The organism is Streptomyces sp. NPDC048142, assembly GCF_043202835.1.
GTDB lineage: Bacteria > Actinomycetota > Actinomycetes > Streptomycetales > Streptomycetaceae > Streptomyces.
Map to the genome: position 1 here is coordinate 32,148 of NZ_JBIDBC010000002.1, position 13,038 is coordinate 45,185.

Annotated in this window: 10 protein-coding genes; 6 read left to right on the forward strand and 4 right to left on the reverse strand. The window is 73.4% G+C overall.

Annotated features, from left to right (window positions below; genetic code table 11):
* The first annotated feature begins 19 nt into the window (after positions 1–19).
* From ACGF2Y_RS02675 to ACGF2Y_RS02700, 6 genes are all read left to right on the forward strand, one after another.
* Complete coding sequence (locus ACGF2Y_RS02675; protein WP_392942638.1) at positions 20–1,663, forward strand: protein kinase; 1,644 nt, start codon at positions 20–22, stop codon at positions 1,661–1,663.
* 163 nt (positions 1,664–1,826) lie between these two features.
* On the forward strand, positions 1,827–2,573 hold the full coding sequence (locus ACGF2Y_RS02680) for a hypothetical protein (RefSeq protein WP_392942640.1): 747 nt from the start codon (positions 1,827–1,829) through the stop codon (positions 2,571–2,573).
* Positions 2,574–2,679: 106 nt separating this feature from the next.
* Positions 2,680–3,303, forward strand: a complete 624-nt coding sequence (locus tag ACGF2Y_RS02685) for a PadR family transcriptional regulator (RefSeq protein WP_392942642.1) — start codon at positions 2,680–2,682, stop codon at positions 3,301–3,303.
* Positions 3,304–3,564: 261 nt separating this feature from the next.
* Positions 3,565–4,347 carry an ABC transporter ATP-binding protein gene (locus ACGF2Y_RS02690; protein ID WP_392942644.1) on the forward strand — a complete coding sequence of 261 codons (783 nt, stop codon included), beginning with the start codon at positions 3,565–3,567 and terminating at the stop codon, positions 4,345–4,347.
* On the forward strand, positions 4,344–7,199 hold the full coding sequence (locus ACGF2Y_RS02695; protein ID WP_392942646.1) for an FtsX-like permease family protein: 2,856 nt from the start codon (positions 4,344–4,346) through the stop codon (positions 7,197–7,199). The genes ACGF2Y_RS02690 and ACGF2Y_RS02695 overlap by 4 nt, the downstream gene beginning before the upstream one ends.
* Positions 7,200–7,309: 110 nt before the next feature.
* Positions 7,310–7,858 carry a bacterial proteasome activator family protein gene (locus tag ACGF2Y_RS02700; RefSeq protein WP_392942648.1) on the forward strand — a complete coding sequence of 183 codons (549 nt, stop codon included), beginning with the start codon at positions 7,310–7,312 and terminating at the stop codon, positions 7,856–7,858.
* 148 nt (positions 7,859–8,006) lie between these two features.
* Here the strand turns inward: ACGF2Y_RS02700 and ACGF2Y_RS02705 are convergent, their stop codons facing one another.
* Genes ACGF2Y_RS02705 through ACGF2Y_RS02720 form a run of 4 tightly spaced genes read right to left on the reverse strand, consistent with a single transcriptional unit; the run spans position 8,007 to position 12,943 of the window.
* On the reverse strand, positions 8,007–8,999 hold the full coding sequence (locus ACGF2Y_RS02705) for an NAD(P)H-quinone oxidoreductase (protein ID WP_392942650.1): 993 nt from the start codon (positions 8,997–8,999) through the stop codon (positions 8,007–8,009).
* 31 nt (positions 9,000–9,030) lie between these two features.
* Complete coding sequence (locus tag ACGF2Y_RS02710) at positions 9,031–10,167, reverse strand: potassium channel family protein (protein WP_392942652.1); 1,137 nt, start codon at positions 10,165–10,167, stop codon at positions 9,031–9,033.
* Entirely contained in the window at positions 10,125–12,008 is a 1,884-nt protein-coding gene (locus ACGF2Y_RS02715; RefSeq protein WP_392942654.1) for a molybdopterin-binding protein, read from the reverse strand. Before ACGF2Y_RS02715 ends, ACGF2Y_RS02710 begins: the two co-directional genes overlap by 43 nt.
* The gene (locus ACGF2Y_RS02720; protein WP_392942656.1) at positions 12,005–12,943 is read right to left on the reverse strand and encodes a DUF6457 domain-containing protein; all 939 of its coding nucleotides are present in this window, start codon (positions 12,941–12,943) and stop codon (positions 12,005–12,007) included. The genes ACGF2Y_RS02715 and ACGF2Y_RS02720 overlap by 4 nt, the downstream gene beginning before the upstream one ends.
* Between the last annotated feature and the right edge of the window lie 95 nt (positions 12,944–13,038).

Genomic DNA, 13,038 nt, shown 5'->3' on the forward strand with positions numbered 1-13,038 from the left:
GCCGAGGGGGATGCAAGTCATGAGCCAGGACGGCGCACAGGGCCGCTACGCGGGCGGGGCGGTCGCGGGCGGCCGCTACCAGCTGCGCGACCTGCTCGGCGAGGGCGGGATGGCGTCCGTATACCTGGCCTACGACTCCGCACTGGACCGCCAGGTCGCGATCAAGACCCTGCACACCGAGCTCGGCCGCGAGCAGTCCTTCCGCGAGCGCTTCCGGCGTGAGGCGCAGGCCGTCGCCAAGCTCCAGCACACCAACATCGTCTCGGTCTTCGACACCGGCGAGGACGAGCTCGGCGGTGCGCTGATGCCGTACATCGTCATGGAGTACGTCGAGGGGCAGCCGCTCGGCTCGGTGCTGGCCGCCGACATCCACCGTCACGGCGCGATGCCGGCCGACAAGGCCCTCAAGGTGACGGCGGACGTGCTCGCCGCCCTGGAGACCAGCCACGAGATGGGCCTGGTCCACCGGGACATCAAGCCCGGCAACGTGATGATGACCAAGCGCGGCATCGTCAAGGTCATGGACTTCGGCATCGCCCGTGCCATGCAGTCCGGTGTCACCTCGATGACGCAGACCGGCATGGTCGTCGGCACCCCGCAGTACCTCTCCCCCGAGCAGGCGCTCGGCCGCGGCGTCGACGCCCGGTCCGACCTGTACTCGGTCGGCATCATGCTCTTCCAGCTGCTCACCGGCCGGATCCCGTTCGACGCGGACTCGCCGCTGGCCATCGCGTACGCGCATGTGCAGGAGGAGCCGGTCGCGCCCTCCAGCATCAACCGGGCGGTCACCCCGGCGATGGACGCCCTCGTCGCCCGCGCGCTCAAGAAGAACCCGAACGAGCGCTTCCCCAGCGCCGCCTCGATGCGCGACGAGATCGCCCGCGTGCTGAACGCCTCCGGCGGCCAGACCGGCGCCCCGGTGATCGTGACCGGCGGCGGGCCCGCCAACAGCGGTGCCGGTGTCGGTTCGGCGGTGTTCCCGCCGGTCGACCAGAGCACCCCGGCGCCGCAGAGCGTCCAGACGCCGTACCAGCCGCACCCGCAGCCCCAGCAGCCGGGCCCGTACAGCCAGCCGACCCCGGTGCCCACGCCGGGCTACGGCTACCCACAGGCGCCCCAGGCGCAGGGCTACCCGACCCCGGGCCCGCCGGCCCACCAGACCCCGCCGCCGTACGCGATCAGCCCGCAGCACTCGACGGCCGTCGGCACCACCGACCGCGGCGGCTCCAAGCGGAACATGCCGGTCGTCGTCGGCGCGATCGTCGTCGCGCTGCTGGCGGTCGGCGGCCTGATCACCGCGATCGCCCTCCAGGGCGGCAAGGACGACGAGGCGGGCAAGGACGACGACCAGGGCTCCAGCGAGTCGGTGGAGGGGTACCGCCCGCCGGAGCGCAACCGGACGATGAAGGAAACGGAGTGCTCGAACGCCTCCGAGGACTCCAACGACCCGAAGAAGGTCCGCGCGCCACGGTTCGTCTACAAGGACATCCTGTCGGCGAAGTCGTGCGCCCTCGCCGCGGGCTGGACGATCAAGGTGATCGAGGAGCCGGGCAACACCTACGCCGAGGATCAGATCGTCGGCCAGTTCCCGTCCCCCGGCACGGCGGTCGACGAGCGCGGCGCCCACTTCGAGCTGAAGGTCTCCACCGGCAAGCCCTCGTGATCCGCCGCTCCTGAGCCCACCGCCCGGCCGGGCGGTGTCCGAAGGTGATCGTTACGGGTCCACGGATCTCGCCGGATCTTCGTCGTCGACCGGTATGGGGCCCCGGATTTCCGGACACCGCGTCCGGGATGCCGGATGGAGGGACGCGTGTGACGCTGATCTCATGGCTCCAGGACTTCCGGCCGCATGGCCGTCGAGGTGTGCGGTCTCTCTGCTGGCGGCGGCCGGAGCGGCGCTGGGGCCGCTGGGCGGCTCCGCCCACGGGTCATCGGCGCCCGACGGTGCGTCCCTCACCGCCATGCCCCCCGGGATCACGGGCCCCGCCGCCAACGCATCCGCCGCCACCGCGTCCCCTCCGGTCGCCCCCTCGCCCGCCCCGCCGGGCTCCACGTCCCCTTCGGCGCTCCCTTCCGCCCTTCCCCCGACATCCGGCGTGCCCGTCCCCGGAGCCTCCGGGACCACTCCGGTCCCGTCCTCCCCGACAGCGACCGGGACCGGCGCGCAGGCCCCCGCCGGGCCCGGCGGGGACGCGTCGGAATCCCCCTCCTCCGCTTCCGCTTCCCCCGACGTCACCGGGTCGACCGCCCCCCTGGCCGGGCGCGAGGCCGGGGCGGGCAAGACGCGTCCCGGGCGTTCGCTGTCGCCGCTGGAGCCGGCGCGGGCCGAGGATCCCGTCGAGGACCACGCGCCCGAGGAGGCCGGGGAGTCCGGGAAGTCCGTCGTGGACACCATCGACCTGCCCGTTTCCACCCCGCCGCCCAGCGCCTTCACCGATCCGGGGCAACGGGCCGGACAGGCGCTGGACGCCGCGTCCGTACAGCGGGTGCAACAGGTCTCGCTCGGCAGCGGCATCGCCCTGGTCGGTCTCGGGCTCGGCTTCCTCGCGTTCCGTATACGCCGGACGAACTGAGCGTCGCGGCCCACCGGTCCCGCTCCGGCGAAGCACCGCCACGACGTGCCGACGAGCCGTACGACGGGACTTGCCAGGAGGAACATACTCGGTATACATACTCGGTATGTCCATTCGCCACGGCCTGCTGGCCCTGCTGGAGCGGGGCCCCCGTTACGGGTCCCGGCTCCGCACCGAGTTCGAGTCGCGCACCGGCTCCACCTGGCCCCTGAACGTCGGGCAGGTCTACACGACGCTCAGCCGCCTGGAGCGCGACGGCATGATCGTCCAGGACGTCTCGGACGACGCCGGGCACGACCTCTACACGATCACCGACGACGGCCGCGCCGAACTGCGCACCTGGTTCGAGACGCCCGTGGACCGCACCAGTCCGCCCCGCGACGAACTGGCCATCAAGCTCGCCATGGCCGTGGGCGCACCGGGCGTCGACATCCGGGACGTCATCCAGTCCCAGCGCCATCACACGCTCAAGGCGATGCAGGACTACACCCGGCTCAAAGCCCGCGCCCTGGCCGACGTCCCGGCCAACCGGGACGAGGTCGCCTGGCTGCTCGTCGTGGAGCAGCTGATCTTCCAGGCGGAGGCCGAGGCCCGCTGGCTCGACCACTGCGAGTCCCGGCTCGTCCGCCTCGCCGAGGCCGCCGCCACCGAGCCCGCCGCCGGGCCCGGCCCCGCGGCCACCCGCGGTCCGGCCCGCACGCCGGTCGGCCGCACCCGGTCCAAGCGCTGACGCCGCCCCGCGCGGCTCGGACGGTGCCGGTCCCCGTGCCGCCGCCCGCAGCACGGGCGGTACCCCGTCCCGACGACGCCGCCGCCCGCAGTACAGGCGGTGCCCGTCCAAGACGCCACCTCCCGGGCAGGGCCGGCCCCGACGCCGACGCCCGCAGCTCCGGCGGTGCCCGTCCCGACGACGCCGCCGACGCCCGTACCTGACCCTCGTTGTTCCTACCCCGTACCTGACCCGCATTGTTCCTAGGGGGAACCACCCACCATGCCCACGTCCGCCACACCCCCGCCCCCGCCGCCCTCCGGGGCGCCCGGCGGCAGCCCCGTACTCGAACTGCGGGCGCTGACCCGTACCCACGGCTCCGGCATCGCCGAGGTGCACGCCCTGCGCGGAATCCACCTCTCCGTGTACCCGGGCGAACTGGTCGCCGTGATGGGCCCCTCGGGATCCGGCAAGTCCACCCTGCTGACCCTGGCCGGCGGGCTCGACACCGCCACGAGCGGCCAGGTGGTCATCGAGGGCCAGGACATCGCCGCCCTCGGCCCCAAGGGGATGGCCGCCCTGCGCCGCCGCAGCGTCGGCTACGTCTTCCAGGACTACAACCTCATCCCCGCCCTGACCGCCGCCGAGAACATCGCGCTGCCCCGCGAACTCGACGGCGTCTCCGTGCGCAAGGCCCGCAAGGAGGCCCTCGCCGCGCTGGCCGAGATGAAGCTGGAGGAGATCGCCGACCGCTTCCCCGACGAGATGTCAGGCGGCCAGCAGCAGCGCGTCGCCATCGCCCGCGCCCTCGTCGGCGACCGGCGCCTCGTACTCGCCGACGAGCCGACCGGAGCGCTCGACTCCGAGACCGGCGAGGCCGTCCTCGCCCTGCTGCGCACCCGCTGCGACCAGGGCGCGGCCGGTGTCATGGTCACCCATGAGCCCCGGTACGCGGCCTGGGCCGACCGGGTCGTCTTCCTCCGGGACGGCTCGATCGTCGACCAGACGCTGACCACCGGAGCCGACTCCCTCCTCTCCGCCGGAACCGCCGAGGCCGCCACGTGAGCCCCTTCTCCGGTTGGCGCGCCGCCTTCCGCATAGCCCGGCGCGACGCCGCACGGGCCAAGGGCCGCAGCGCCCTGGTCGTCGCGATGATCGCCCTGCCGGTCCTCGGTGTGACCGCCGTCGACCTCACCTACCGCAGCGCCCTGCCCACCAAGGCCGAGGAGCTGACCGCCGAACTGGGCTCGGCCGACGCCCGGTTCACGGCCACGAGCCTGGGCCCGATGAAGCTCCAGCAGCTGCCCGACGGCCTCGGCTGGAACCTGCCCGAGGGCGCCCCCGACCCGACCCCCGAGGAGCAGGAGAGGCCGGTCGACGTGACCGCGGCCATCCCCGAGGGCTCGCGTCACCTCACCGAGCGGAGCGTGCCCGCGTCGGTGACCACCCGCCACGGCATCACCGACACCGAGATCGCCGAACTGCGCATCGCCGACCCGATGCTGCGCGGCCGGATCGAGCTGACCGCCGGCGCGTACCCCCGGACCAAGAACGAGATCGCGGCGACCGAAGACTTCGTCGAGGCGTCCGGGCTGTCGATCGGCGACCGCGTCACCGTGCGCGGCCCCGACCAGTCCTACACCCTCACCGGCGCGGTCGAACTGCCCGCCGACCTGCGGGCCAACGCCCTGTACGCGCTCCCCGGCTCGGTCATCGCCCCCTGGCAGAAGACCGCCGACGGCGACAAGAACATCCTGCCGCCCCAGGCGAGCGACCCGAAGTGGCTGGTCCAGGGCCCGCCCGGAGAGGGTGTGACCTGGCAGGACATCCTTGCCGCCAACGAGAAGGGCGTGGTGGTCAAGTCCCGTCAGGTCGTCCTGGACCCGCCGCCGGACTCCGAGGTCCCGATGGCCGGGATGAGCAACGCGTACGACACGGACACGGAGCTGACCGCGGCAGCCCTCACCGTCGCCGCCATGGCCGTCCTGGAGATCGTGCTGCTGGCCGGTCCGGCGTTCGCCGTGGGCGCCCGCCGTTCGCGCCGGCAGCTGGGCCTGGTCGGTTCGTGCGGCGGCAGCCGGGCCCAGGTCCGGGCCGTGGTGCTCGCGGGCGGCGCGGTGCTCGGCGGGGTCGGGGCGGTGGCCGGGGTCGGGGCCGGATTCGGCCTGACCGCCCTGTTCCGCCCGATGATCGAGGACTACACCGGCAGCCGCTTCGGCGAACTGACCGTACGGCCCTGGGAGATCCTCGGCATCGGCGCGCTCGGCCTGGTCACCGGCGTCCTCGCCGCGCTCGCCCCGGCGATCGTCGCGGGCCGCCAGTCGGTCCTGGAGTCGCTCACCGGCCGGCGCGGCACCCGCCGCAGCTCCCGCATGCTGCCCGCCATCGGTGTCATCGCGCTCGCGGCCGGCGTCGCTGTCGCGGTGTACGGCGGGGTGGCCGGCGACACCGCCTTCGTCGCCGGCGGATCCGTCCTCGCCGAACTGGGCGTCCTCGGCTGCATCCCGGTGATCGTCGGCTTCCTCGGCCGGCTCGGCCGGCGGCTCCCGCTGGCGCCCCGGATGGCCCTGCGCGACGCGGCCCGCAACCGGGGCCGTACCGCACCCGCCGTCGCCGCCGTGATGGCGGCCGTCGCGGGCAGCGTCGCCATCGCCACGTACACCAGCAGCAGCGCCGCCGAGCAGGAGTACGACTACGTCCCCAACATGACCCCGGGCACCATCGCGCTGATGGACGCCGACGCCGGCGACGACGCCGATCTGGCGCGCTCCCGGGCCGCCGTCGAGCAGAGCTTCCCGGTCAGCGGCGCACGCGCCGACATCGGACGGGTCTGGGCCGGCAGCGACTGCTCGGTCTATTACGAGGAGGAGTACGGCTGCGGCACGCTCGAACTCGTCAAGCCCAGCGGCAAGGGCCACTCCTGCCCGCTCCAGGGCAAGGGCGCCAAGGAACTCGCCCTGCGGATCTCGGCCGACGAGCACAAGCGGCTGATGAACTCCCCGGCCTGCATGGACGAGAACTACACCATGACCGCGTTCGGCACCAACGACGACAAGATCCTCGTCGGGGGCCGGGACGTGCTCGACTCGTACGTGAAGCTCGACGACCCGGCGGCGGCGAAGGCCCTGGCCGCCGGCACCCCCGTCCTGCTGAACTCGGCGTACGCGAAGAACGGCGAGGTCACCCTCAAGGCCGCGCACATCTACAACGACCGCGACAAGAAGAACCGGGCGCTGCACCCGGGCAAGGCCCGCACCACCACGGACCGGCTGAAGGTCTACGTCGCGCCGGACCGCTACGCGGCGACGCCGGGCATCCAGATGATCATGCCGAAGAAGACCGCCGAGCGGCTCGGCCTGCACGTCGATGATTACGGCAGTTTCTACACGCTCAGCCGTGAACCCACGGATGCCGAGAGGCAGGCGGCCTACGCGGCGCTCCGACAGGCCGGGCACCACGGGTACCTCATGACCTCGAACGAGCGGTTCCGGACGGACGACGACACGATCCTGCTGATCCTCGCCCTCTTCGCCGGAGTGGTGACCCTGGGCGCGGCGGCCATCACGACCGGGCTGTCCAAGGCCGACGCGGAGGCCGACCTCACCACACTCAGCGCGGTGGGCGCGCCCCCGGGCGTACGGCGTTCGCTGTCCGGCTTCCAGTGCCTGGTCGTCGCCCTGACCGGCGTCCTGCTGGGAACGGCGGCGGGGCTCGTGCCCGCGGTCGCCCTGCGGCTGACCGACCTGCGCGCGGCGCTGGCGGACATGCGGGCGGATCCGATGCAGTCGGCCTACACGCCGATCGTGATGCCGTGGGAGACCATCGGACTGCTGGCCCTGGTCGTACCGGTGCTCGCCGGGCTGCTCGCCGCCGGCCTCACCAGCTCCCGGCTGACACTGGCCCGACGCACGGGGTGAACGTCCCTTCCGGCGCCCCCGGAAGGCTTCCGGTGCCCCCGAAGACGGTGGATCATCCGTTTTCGGGGGCACCACCATGGGGTACGGCACGTGTGCGAGACAATGGCGGCATGGAAATGCCGAGGAATGACCGGTCGCAGGAGCACCCGCAGGTCCTTGTCGTGGGCCAGGACGGAATGGCTATCGGCGGCGGTGCCAGTGACGACGAGTCGCGCGAGGTCCCGGTGACGGAAATGGTGGAACAGCCCGCGAAGGTCATGCGCATCGGCAGCATGATCAAGCAGCTTCTGGAGGAGGTCAGGGCGGCTCCTCTCGACGAGGCGAGCCGGGTCAGGCTCAAGGAGATCCACGCCAGCTCCGTGAAGGAGCTGGAGGACGGCCTGGCGCCCGAGCTGGTCGAGGAGCTGGAGCGGCTCTCCCTGCCGTTCACCGAGGAGTCGGTGCCCTCCGAGGCCGAGCTCCGGATCGCCCAGGCACAGCTCGTGGGCTGGCTGGAGGGCCTCTTCCACGGCATCCAGACGGCGCTGTTCGCCCAGCAGATGGCTGCCCGCGCCCAGTTGGAGCAGATGCGCCGCGCCCTGCCGCCCGGCACGGGGCACGAGGACGAGGAAGGCACCGCGGACCCGCACGGCCCGATCCGTTCGGGCCCGTATCTGTAACCCGCATCCACCGCTGGAGACCGAGGAGCACGTGGAGCCCGTCGCACATCACGGTGTGCGCCGGGCCCCTCGTCGTCCACCTGTCTGGTTACGCATGACTCTTGCGCGTAACTCTTACGCGTAAGAGTTACGCCTGTCTGCTTACGGGTCAGGCGCCGGCCGACGGGGTGACCAGCAGGACCTTGCCGATGTGCGCGCTGGATTCCAGCACCCGGTGCGCCTCGGCGGCGTCCGCCATCGGCAGCGTCCGGTCCACCACCGGCCGGACCACCCCGCCGCCGATCAACGGCCACACGTGCTCGCGTACGGCGGCGACGATGGCGGCCTTCTCGTGGAGCGGGCGGCCCCGCAGGGAGGTCGCGGTGACGGCGGCCCGCTTGGTCAGCAGGGCGCCGAGATTCAGCTCGCCCTTGGCGCCGCCCTGGAGCCCGATGACCGCGAGTCGGCCGTTGACGGCGAGCGCCTGCACGTTCCGGTCCAGGTACTTGGCGCCCATGAGGTCCAGGATGACGTCGGCCCCCGCTCCGGCGGTGTTCTCCCGCAGCTCCTCGACGAAGTCCTGCTCGCGGTAGTTGATGAGGATGTCCGCCCCCAGCTCGGCGCACCGGGCGAGCTTCTCCGGGCTGCCCGCCGTGACCGCGACCCGGGCCCCGACCGCCTTCGCCAGCTGGATCGCCATCGTGCCGATGCCGCTGGAGCCGCCGTGCACCAGGAAGGTCTCGCCGGGGCGGAGGTGGGACACCATGAAGACGTTCGACCGCACCGTGGCGGTGACCTCGGGGAGCGCCGCGGCCTCCACCAGGTCGACGCCCTCCGGTACGGGCAGGAGCTGGCCCGCGGGCACGACGGCCTTCTCCGCGTAACCGCCGCCCGCCAGCAGCGCGCAGACGGCGTCGCCGACCGCCCAGCCGGTCACCCCGGGACCGAGCGCGAGGACGCGGCCCGCACACTCCAGGCCGGGATAGGGGGACGCGCCGGGCGGCGGGTCGTAGAAGCCCTGCCGCTGAAGCACGTCGGCGCGGTTCACGGCGCTGGAGACGACCTCGACGAGGACCTCGCCGTCGCCGGGTACGGGATCGGGCACCTCGGCCCACACGAGCGCCTCGGGGCCGCCGGGTTCGGGAATCGTGATCGCATGCATGGCCGCGAGGCTACTCCGCGTCGGCGTACGTTCAGGGGCGCGGCGGCATCGAGTTGTTGGGCGCGGAGGTGGAGCTGGGACTCTTCCGCACGATGGTGATGACCCGGTCCGTCAGCTGCAGGGGGCTGGCCGCCGGGTCGTCGTAGCCGAGCAGCCGGTGCCCGCGCAGAACACTGACGACGAGGTCGTCCGTCTCCCGTACGTTCTTGCCCACCTCGGCCTTTATGACCGGCCGTTCCACCAGGTCGAGGCCGCTGCCCTGCTGGATCAGGTCCTCCATCACCGTGCCCGCGCTGGGGCTGAGGACGGAGAGGCCGAGCAGCCGCCCGGCGGCACTGGCGCTGGTGATGACGGCGTCGGCGCCGGACTGCCGCAGGAGGGGCGCGTTCTCCTCCTCGCGCACCGCCGCCACGATCTTCGCCCCGCGGTTCAGCTGACGTGCGGTCAGGGCCACCAGGACGGCGGTGTCGTCGCGCTGGGTGGCGATGATGATCTGACGCGCCTTCTGGAGCTCGGCGCGCAGCAGGACATCGCTGCGGGTGGCGTCACCGAGCACGCCGGTGAACCCCTCGGCGTTGGCCGACTCGATCACCTTGGAGGCCGGATCGACGACGACGATCTGGTCCTTCCGCAGGCCGGTGGAGCAGAGGGTCAGGATCGCCGAACGGCCCTTCGTGCCGAAGCCGACGACGACGGTGTGGTCACGCAAGTTGGATCTCCAACGCTTCAGCCGGAAGTCCTCCCGGGTCCGTTCCGTGAGGACTTCGAGAGTGGTGCCGACCAGGATGATGAGGAAGAGCACGCGCAGTGGTGTCACGAGCACCACGTTGATCAGCCTGGCCCCGTCGCTGAACGGCGTGATGTCGCCGTACCCGGTGGTGGAGAGGGTGACCGTCGCGTAGTAGATGGCGTCGAGCAGATCGACCTCGCCGTCGGCGGTGTCGTTGTAGCCGCCGCGGTCGAGCCAGACGATCAGCACGGTCGCGGTCAGCACCAGCAGCGCCATCAGCAGCCGCTTGCCGACCTGGCGGGCCGGTCCGTCGACGACCCTCCGGGGGAGCATCACCCGGGTCGGCACGACCAGTTCGTCGGCTCGCCTGGCCATCGCATCGTGGCCGGGAAGTTTCACGTGAAACACCCTTCCGTCCACGGCATCGCCGAGGCCCATGGCAGATCCAGAATCTCCACCTCGGTGCCGGACCGTACCCCGCCCGGCTCCACGACGGCCAGTCCGTCCGCCGCGGCGATCCCCCGAAGCATCGCGGGCCCGTTGTAGCGCAGCGGCTCGACATGGTCCCGGCCGCCCGCCCGGCCCGCGCGGTGGACCACGGGGACGAGGCGGGTGTCGTGCGGGTGTCCGGGCACCTCGGTAGGGACGAGGGCCCGGTACGGGTCCTGGGCGGGGCGGCCCGCAAGTCCCGCGAGCAGGGGCTCCGCGAGCGTCAGCAGGCCCGATACGGCCGCGAGCGGATTGCCGGGCAGCCCGACCAGACAAGGCCCGTCCGGCGGCCCCTCCGGCTGTCCGGAAGCCGGCAGCCGTGCCAGCAGCATGGGGTGGCCGGGGCGGACCGCGACCCCGTCCACCAGCAGTGCGGCCCCGAGGTCGTCGAGGACCGGGTGCACATGGTCGACCGGGCCGGAGGCGGTACCGCCGGTGGTGACGATCAGATCGGCGTCGGAGGAGGCGAGCGCATCGCGCAGCGCCCCGGCGTCGTCCCCGAGGCGGCGGGGCCCGGAGACCTCGGCGCCCAGGGCCCGCAGCCAGGGGCCGAGCATGGGACCGAGGGCGTCACGGATCAGCCCGTCGTGCGGCAGGCCGGCGGCGAGCAGTTCGTCGCCGAGGACGAGGATGTCGACGCGTGGCCGGGGCACGACGGGCAGCGCGTCGTACCCGGCGGCGGCGGCGAGGCCGAGCACCGCCGGGGTCACGACCGTTCCGGCCGGGACGAGCTGCTCGCCCGAACGGCACTCCTGGCCCCGGGGCCTGATGTCCTGCCCGGTGACCACGGGCCGCCGGGCGTGCAGCAGCCCCTTGTCCTCGTCGGCGTGCGCGTGCTCACTGCGGATGACCGCCGTGGTGTCGGGCGGGACGCGGGCACCGGTGGCGATCCGTACGGCGGTGCCGTCGGGCAGCGGGGTGGCCGGGCCACGTCCGGCGAGGAGCCCCGCCCCGGCCGCGAACGCCCAGGGGCCCGGCCCGGCGACCGCCCAGCCGTCCATGGCCGAGGTGTCGAAGGACGGCAGATCGGTGAGCGCGCCGAGCGCCTCGCCCAGCACATGCCCGAGCGCACGGTCGAGCGGCAGCCGGATCATCGCGAGCGGACCGGCCCGCCCGGCCCTCGCCGCGACCGCCCGCGCCCGGTCCCAGGACAGGGCCGGGGCCCGGGACGAGGACGAAGACGAAGACGGGGGCGGGGGCGGGGATGGGGACCGGGACGAGGACGGGGCGGGGAACCGGACAGGGCTTTCGGGCCGGGCCTCCGGCGAGGGTGCTTCCGGCAAGGAGGTTTCCGGCGCGGGATGGGCCTCCGGCGCGGGGGTCTCCGGCGGGAACTCCATGGGGTCACCCGTGGAATCCCCGGGGGAGACCCGATCGGACCGGGGCCGCTGATCACTTTCGGACGCCCGGACGGTGGCGGGGCGACCCGCCGTACGTCCCCCCGCACTCGGGCGATTGCTGCCCGGGGCGCTGCTGGGGGCACCGCTCGGGCCGCTGCTCAGGTCGCCGCCGGGGGCGTTCCGGTTGCGGCTCGGCCGTCGACCCGCCCCGTCGACCAGGGCGAGCGCCTGCTCGATGGCCCGCTCCTCCTCCGCGCGTGCGAGGTCGCTCCCGGATCCGGCGGGGCGGAAGTCGGAGTTGGCCAGGCCGGGTCGTGGCCCATCGGAGCCCGCCGAGCCGGGTCGGGGCCCGTCGGAGCCGGCCTGTCGCGGCCCGTCGAAGTCGGCCGGGCCGGGTCTGGGCCCGTCGGAGCCGACCGGGCTGGGGCGCGGCCCGTCGGAGCCGGTCATGGCGTCCCGGTCCCCTCGCGGCCCGCGTCGGGCTTCGCCCCGCCCGCTGGCCCACTCGCGGGACCGCTCGCCGCATCGCCCCCCGCACTCGCCTCCGCCTCCCAGCGCAGCGCGAGGTCGGTGGCCCTGCGAGCGGCCTCCGCGACCGCTGCGACGGCCTCGTCGGGCCCCGCACCGGCGCTCGCCCTGGCTGCCGCGTACCCGACCAGGAAGGTCGTGAGCGGAGCAGCGGGCCGGGCGACTCCGTGCGCGGCGTCACGGGCGAGGTCGAGCAGGACACCGGTATCGACGTCGAGTTCGATTCCCAGTTCGTTCTTGACCGAGGTGATCCATTCGTCCAGCACGGCCCCATGCTCCCTGATCCGGGCTCTGGCGGTGGCGATGTCGTCCCAAGTGTCGCAGTCGAACGCTGCGTCAGGGCCCGCTTCGACCCGGGCGAGGTCCAGCTCCGCCGTCAGGAGCCGGAGCGGCAGCCCGGCGAGCCCCCCGTACTCGGTGGCGATCAGGGCCAGCTCCCGGCGGAGCGGCTCGGCGCGGTAGGCGGCCACGAGCGGCTGGTCACGCCCCTCGGGGTCGGTGCACAGGGCCCCTTCCCGGCCGAGCTGTCCGGCGGCGGCGAGCAGCGCCTCGACCGTCCCCGGGCCGAGGAACGGAAGGTCTGCGGAGAGGACGAGAACGCGCTCCGCCGTCGTCAGCCGCAGCCCCGCGCCCAGCGCCGCCAACGGGCCGCCGCCCCGGGGCACTTCCTGGGCCCAGACCACCGGTCTGGCGGTGGCACGACGACCGCCGACCACCACGGTGAGGGCCGCGTCGGCACACGCCGCGAGGACCCGGTCGAGCAACGCCCGGCCGCCCACCCGGACTCCCGGCTTGTCGGCGCCGCCGAGCCGCTTCGCGGCCCCACCGGCAAGGATGATCACGTCATAGGCGGTCATACGTCGAGTATGGGCGGCGCCCCGGAGCGACGCCCCCGCCGGGGTGGGAGGAAAACCCCGGCCCGGAGGGGGCGCGTCCGGTAAGACGCCGGATG

Excerpts from the sequence above, each read along its gene's own strand:
- ACGF2Y_RS02710 (WP_392942652.1), bottom strand. The coding sequence starts at position 10,167 with ATGGGCCTCGGCGATGCCGTGGACGGAAGGGTGTTTCACGTGAAACTT.
- ACGF2Y_RS02720 (WP_392942656.1), bottom strand. The coding sequence starts at position 12,943 with ATGACCGCCTATGACGTGATCATCCTTGCCGGTGGGGCCGCGAAGCGG.
- ACGF2Y_RS02715 (WP_392942654.1), bottom strand. The coding sequence starts at position 12,008 with ATGACCGGCTCCGACGGGCCGCGCCCCAGCCCGGTCGGCTCCGACGGG.
- ACGF2Y_RS02690 (WP_392942644.1), top strand. The coding sequence starts at position 3,565 with ATGCCCACGTCCGCCACACCCCCGCCCCCGCCGCCCTCCGGGGCGCCC.
- ACGF2Y_RS02705 (WP_392942650.1), bottom strand. The coding sequence starts at position 8,999 with ATGCATGCGATCACGATTCCCGAACCCGGCGGCCCCGAGGCGCTCGTG.
- ACGF2Y_RS02675 (WP_392942638.1), top strand. The coding sequence starts at position 20 with ATGAGCCAGGACGGCGCACAGGGCCGCTACGCGGGCGGGGCGGTCGCG.
- ACGF2Y_RS02700 (WP_392942648.1), top strand. The coding sequence starts at position 7,310 with ATGGAAATGCCGAGGAATGACCGGTCGCAGGAGCACCCGCAGGTCCTT.
- ACGF2Y_RS02680 (WP_392942640.1), top strand. The coding sequence starts at position 1,827 with ATGGCTCCAGGACTTCCGGCCGCATGGCCGTCGAGGTGTGCGGTCTCT.
- ACGF2Y_RS02685 (WP_392942642.1), top strand. The coding sequence starts at position 2,680 with ATGTCCATTCGCCACGGCCTGCTGGCCCTGCTGGAGCGGGGCCCCCGT.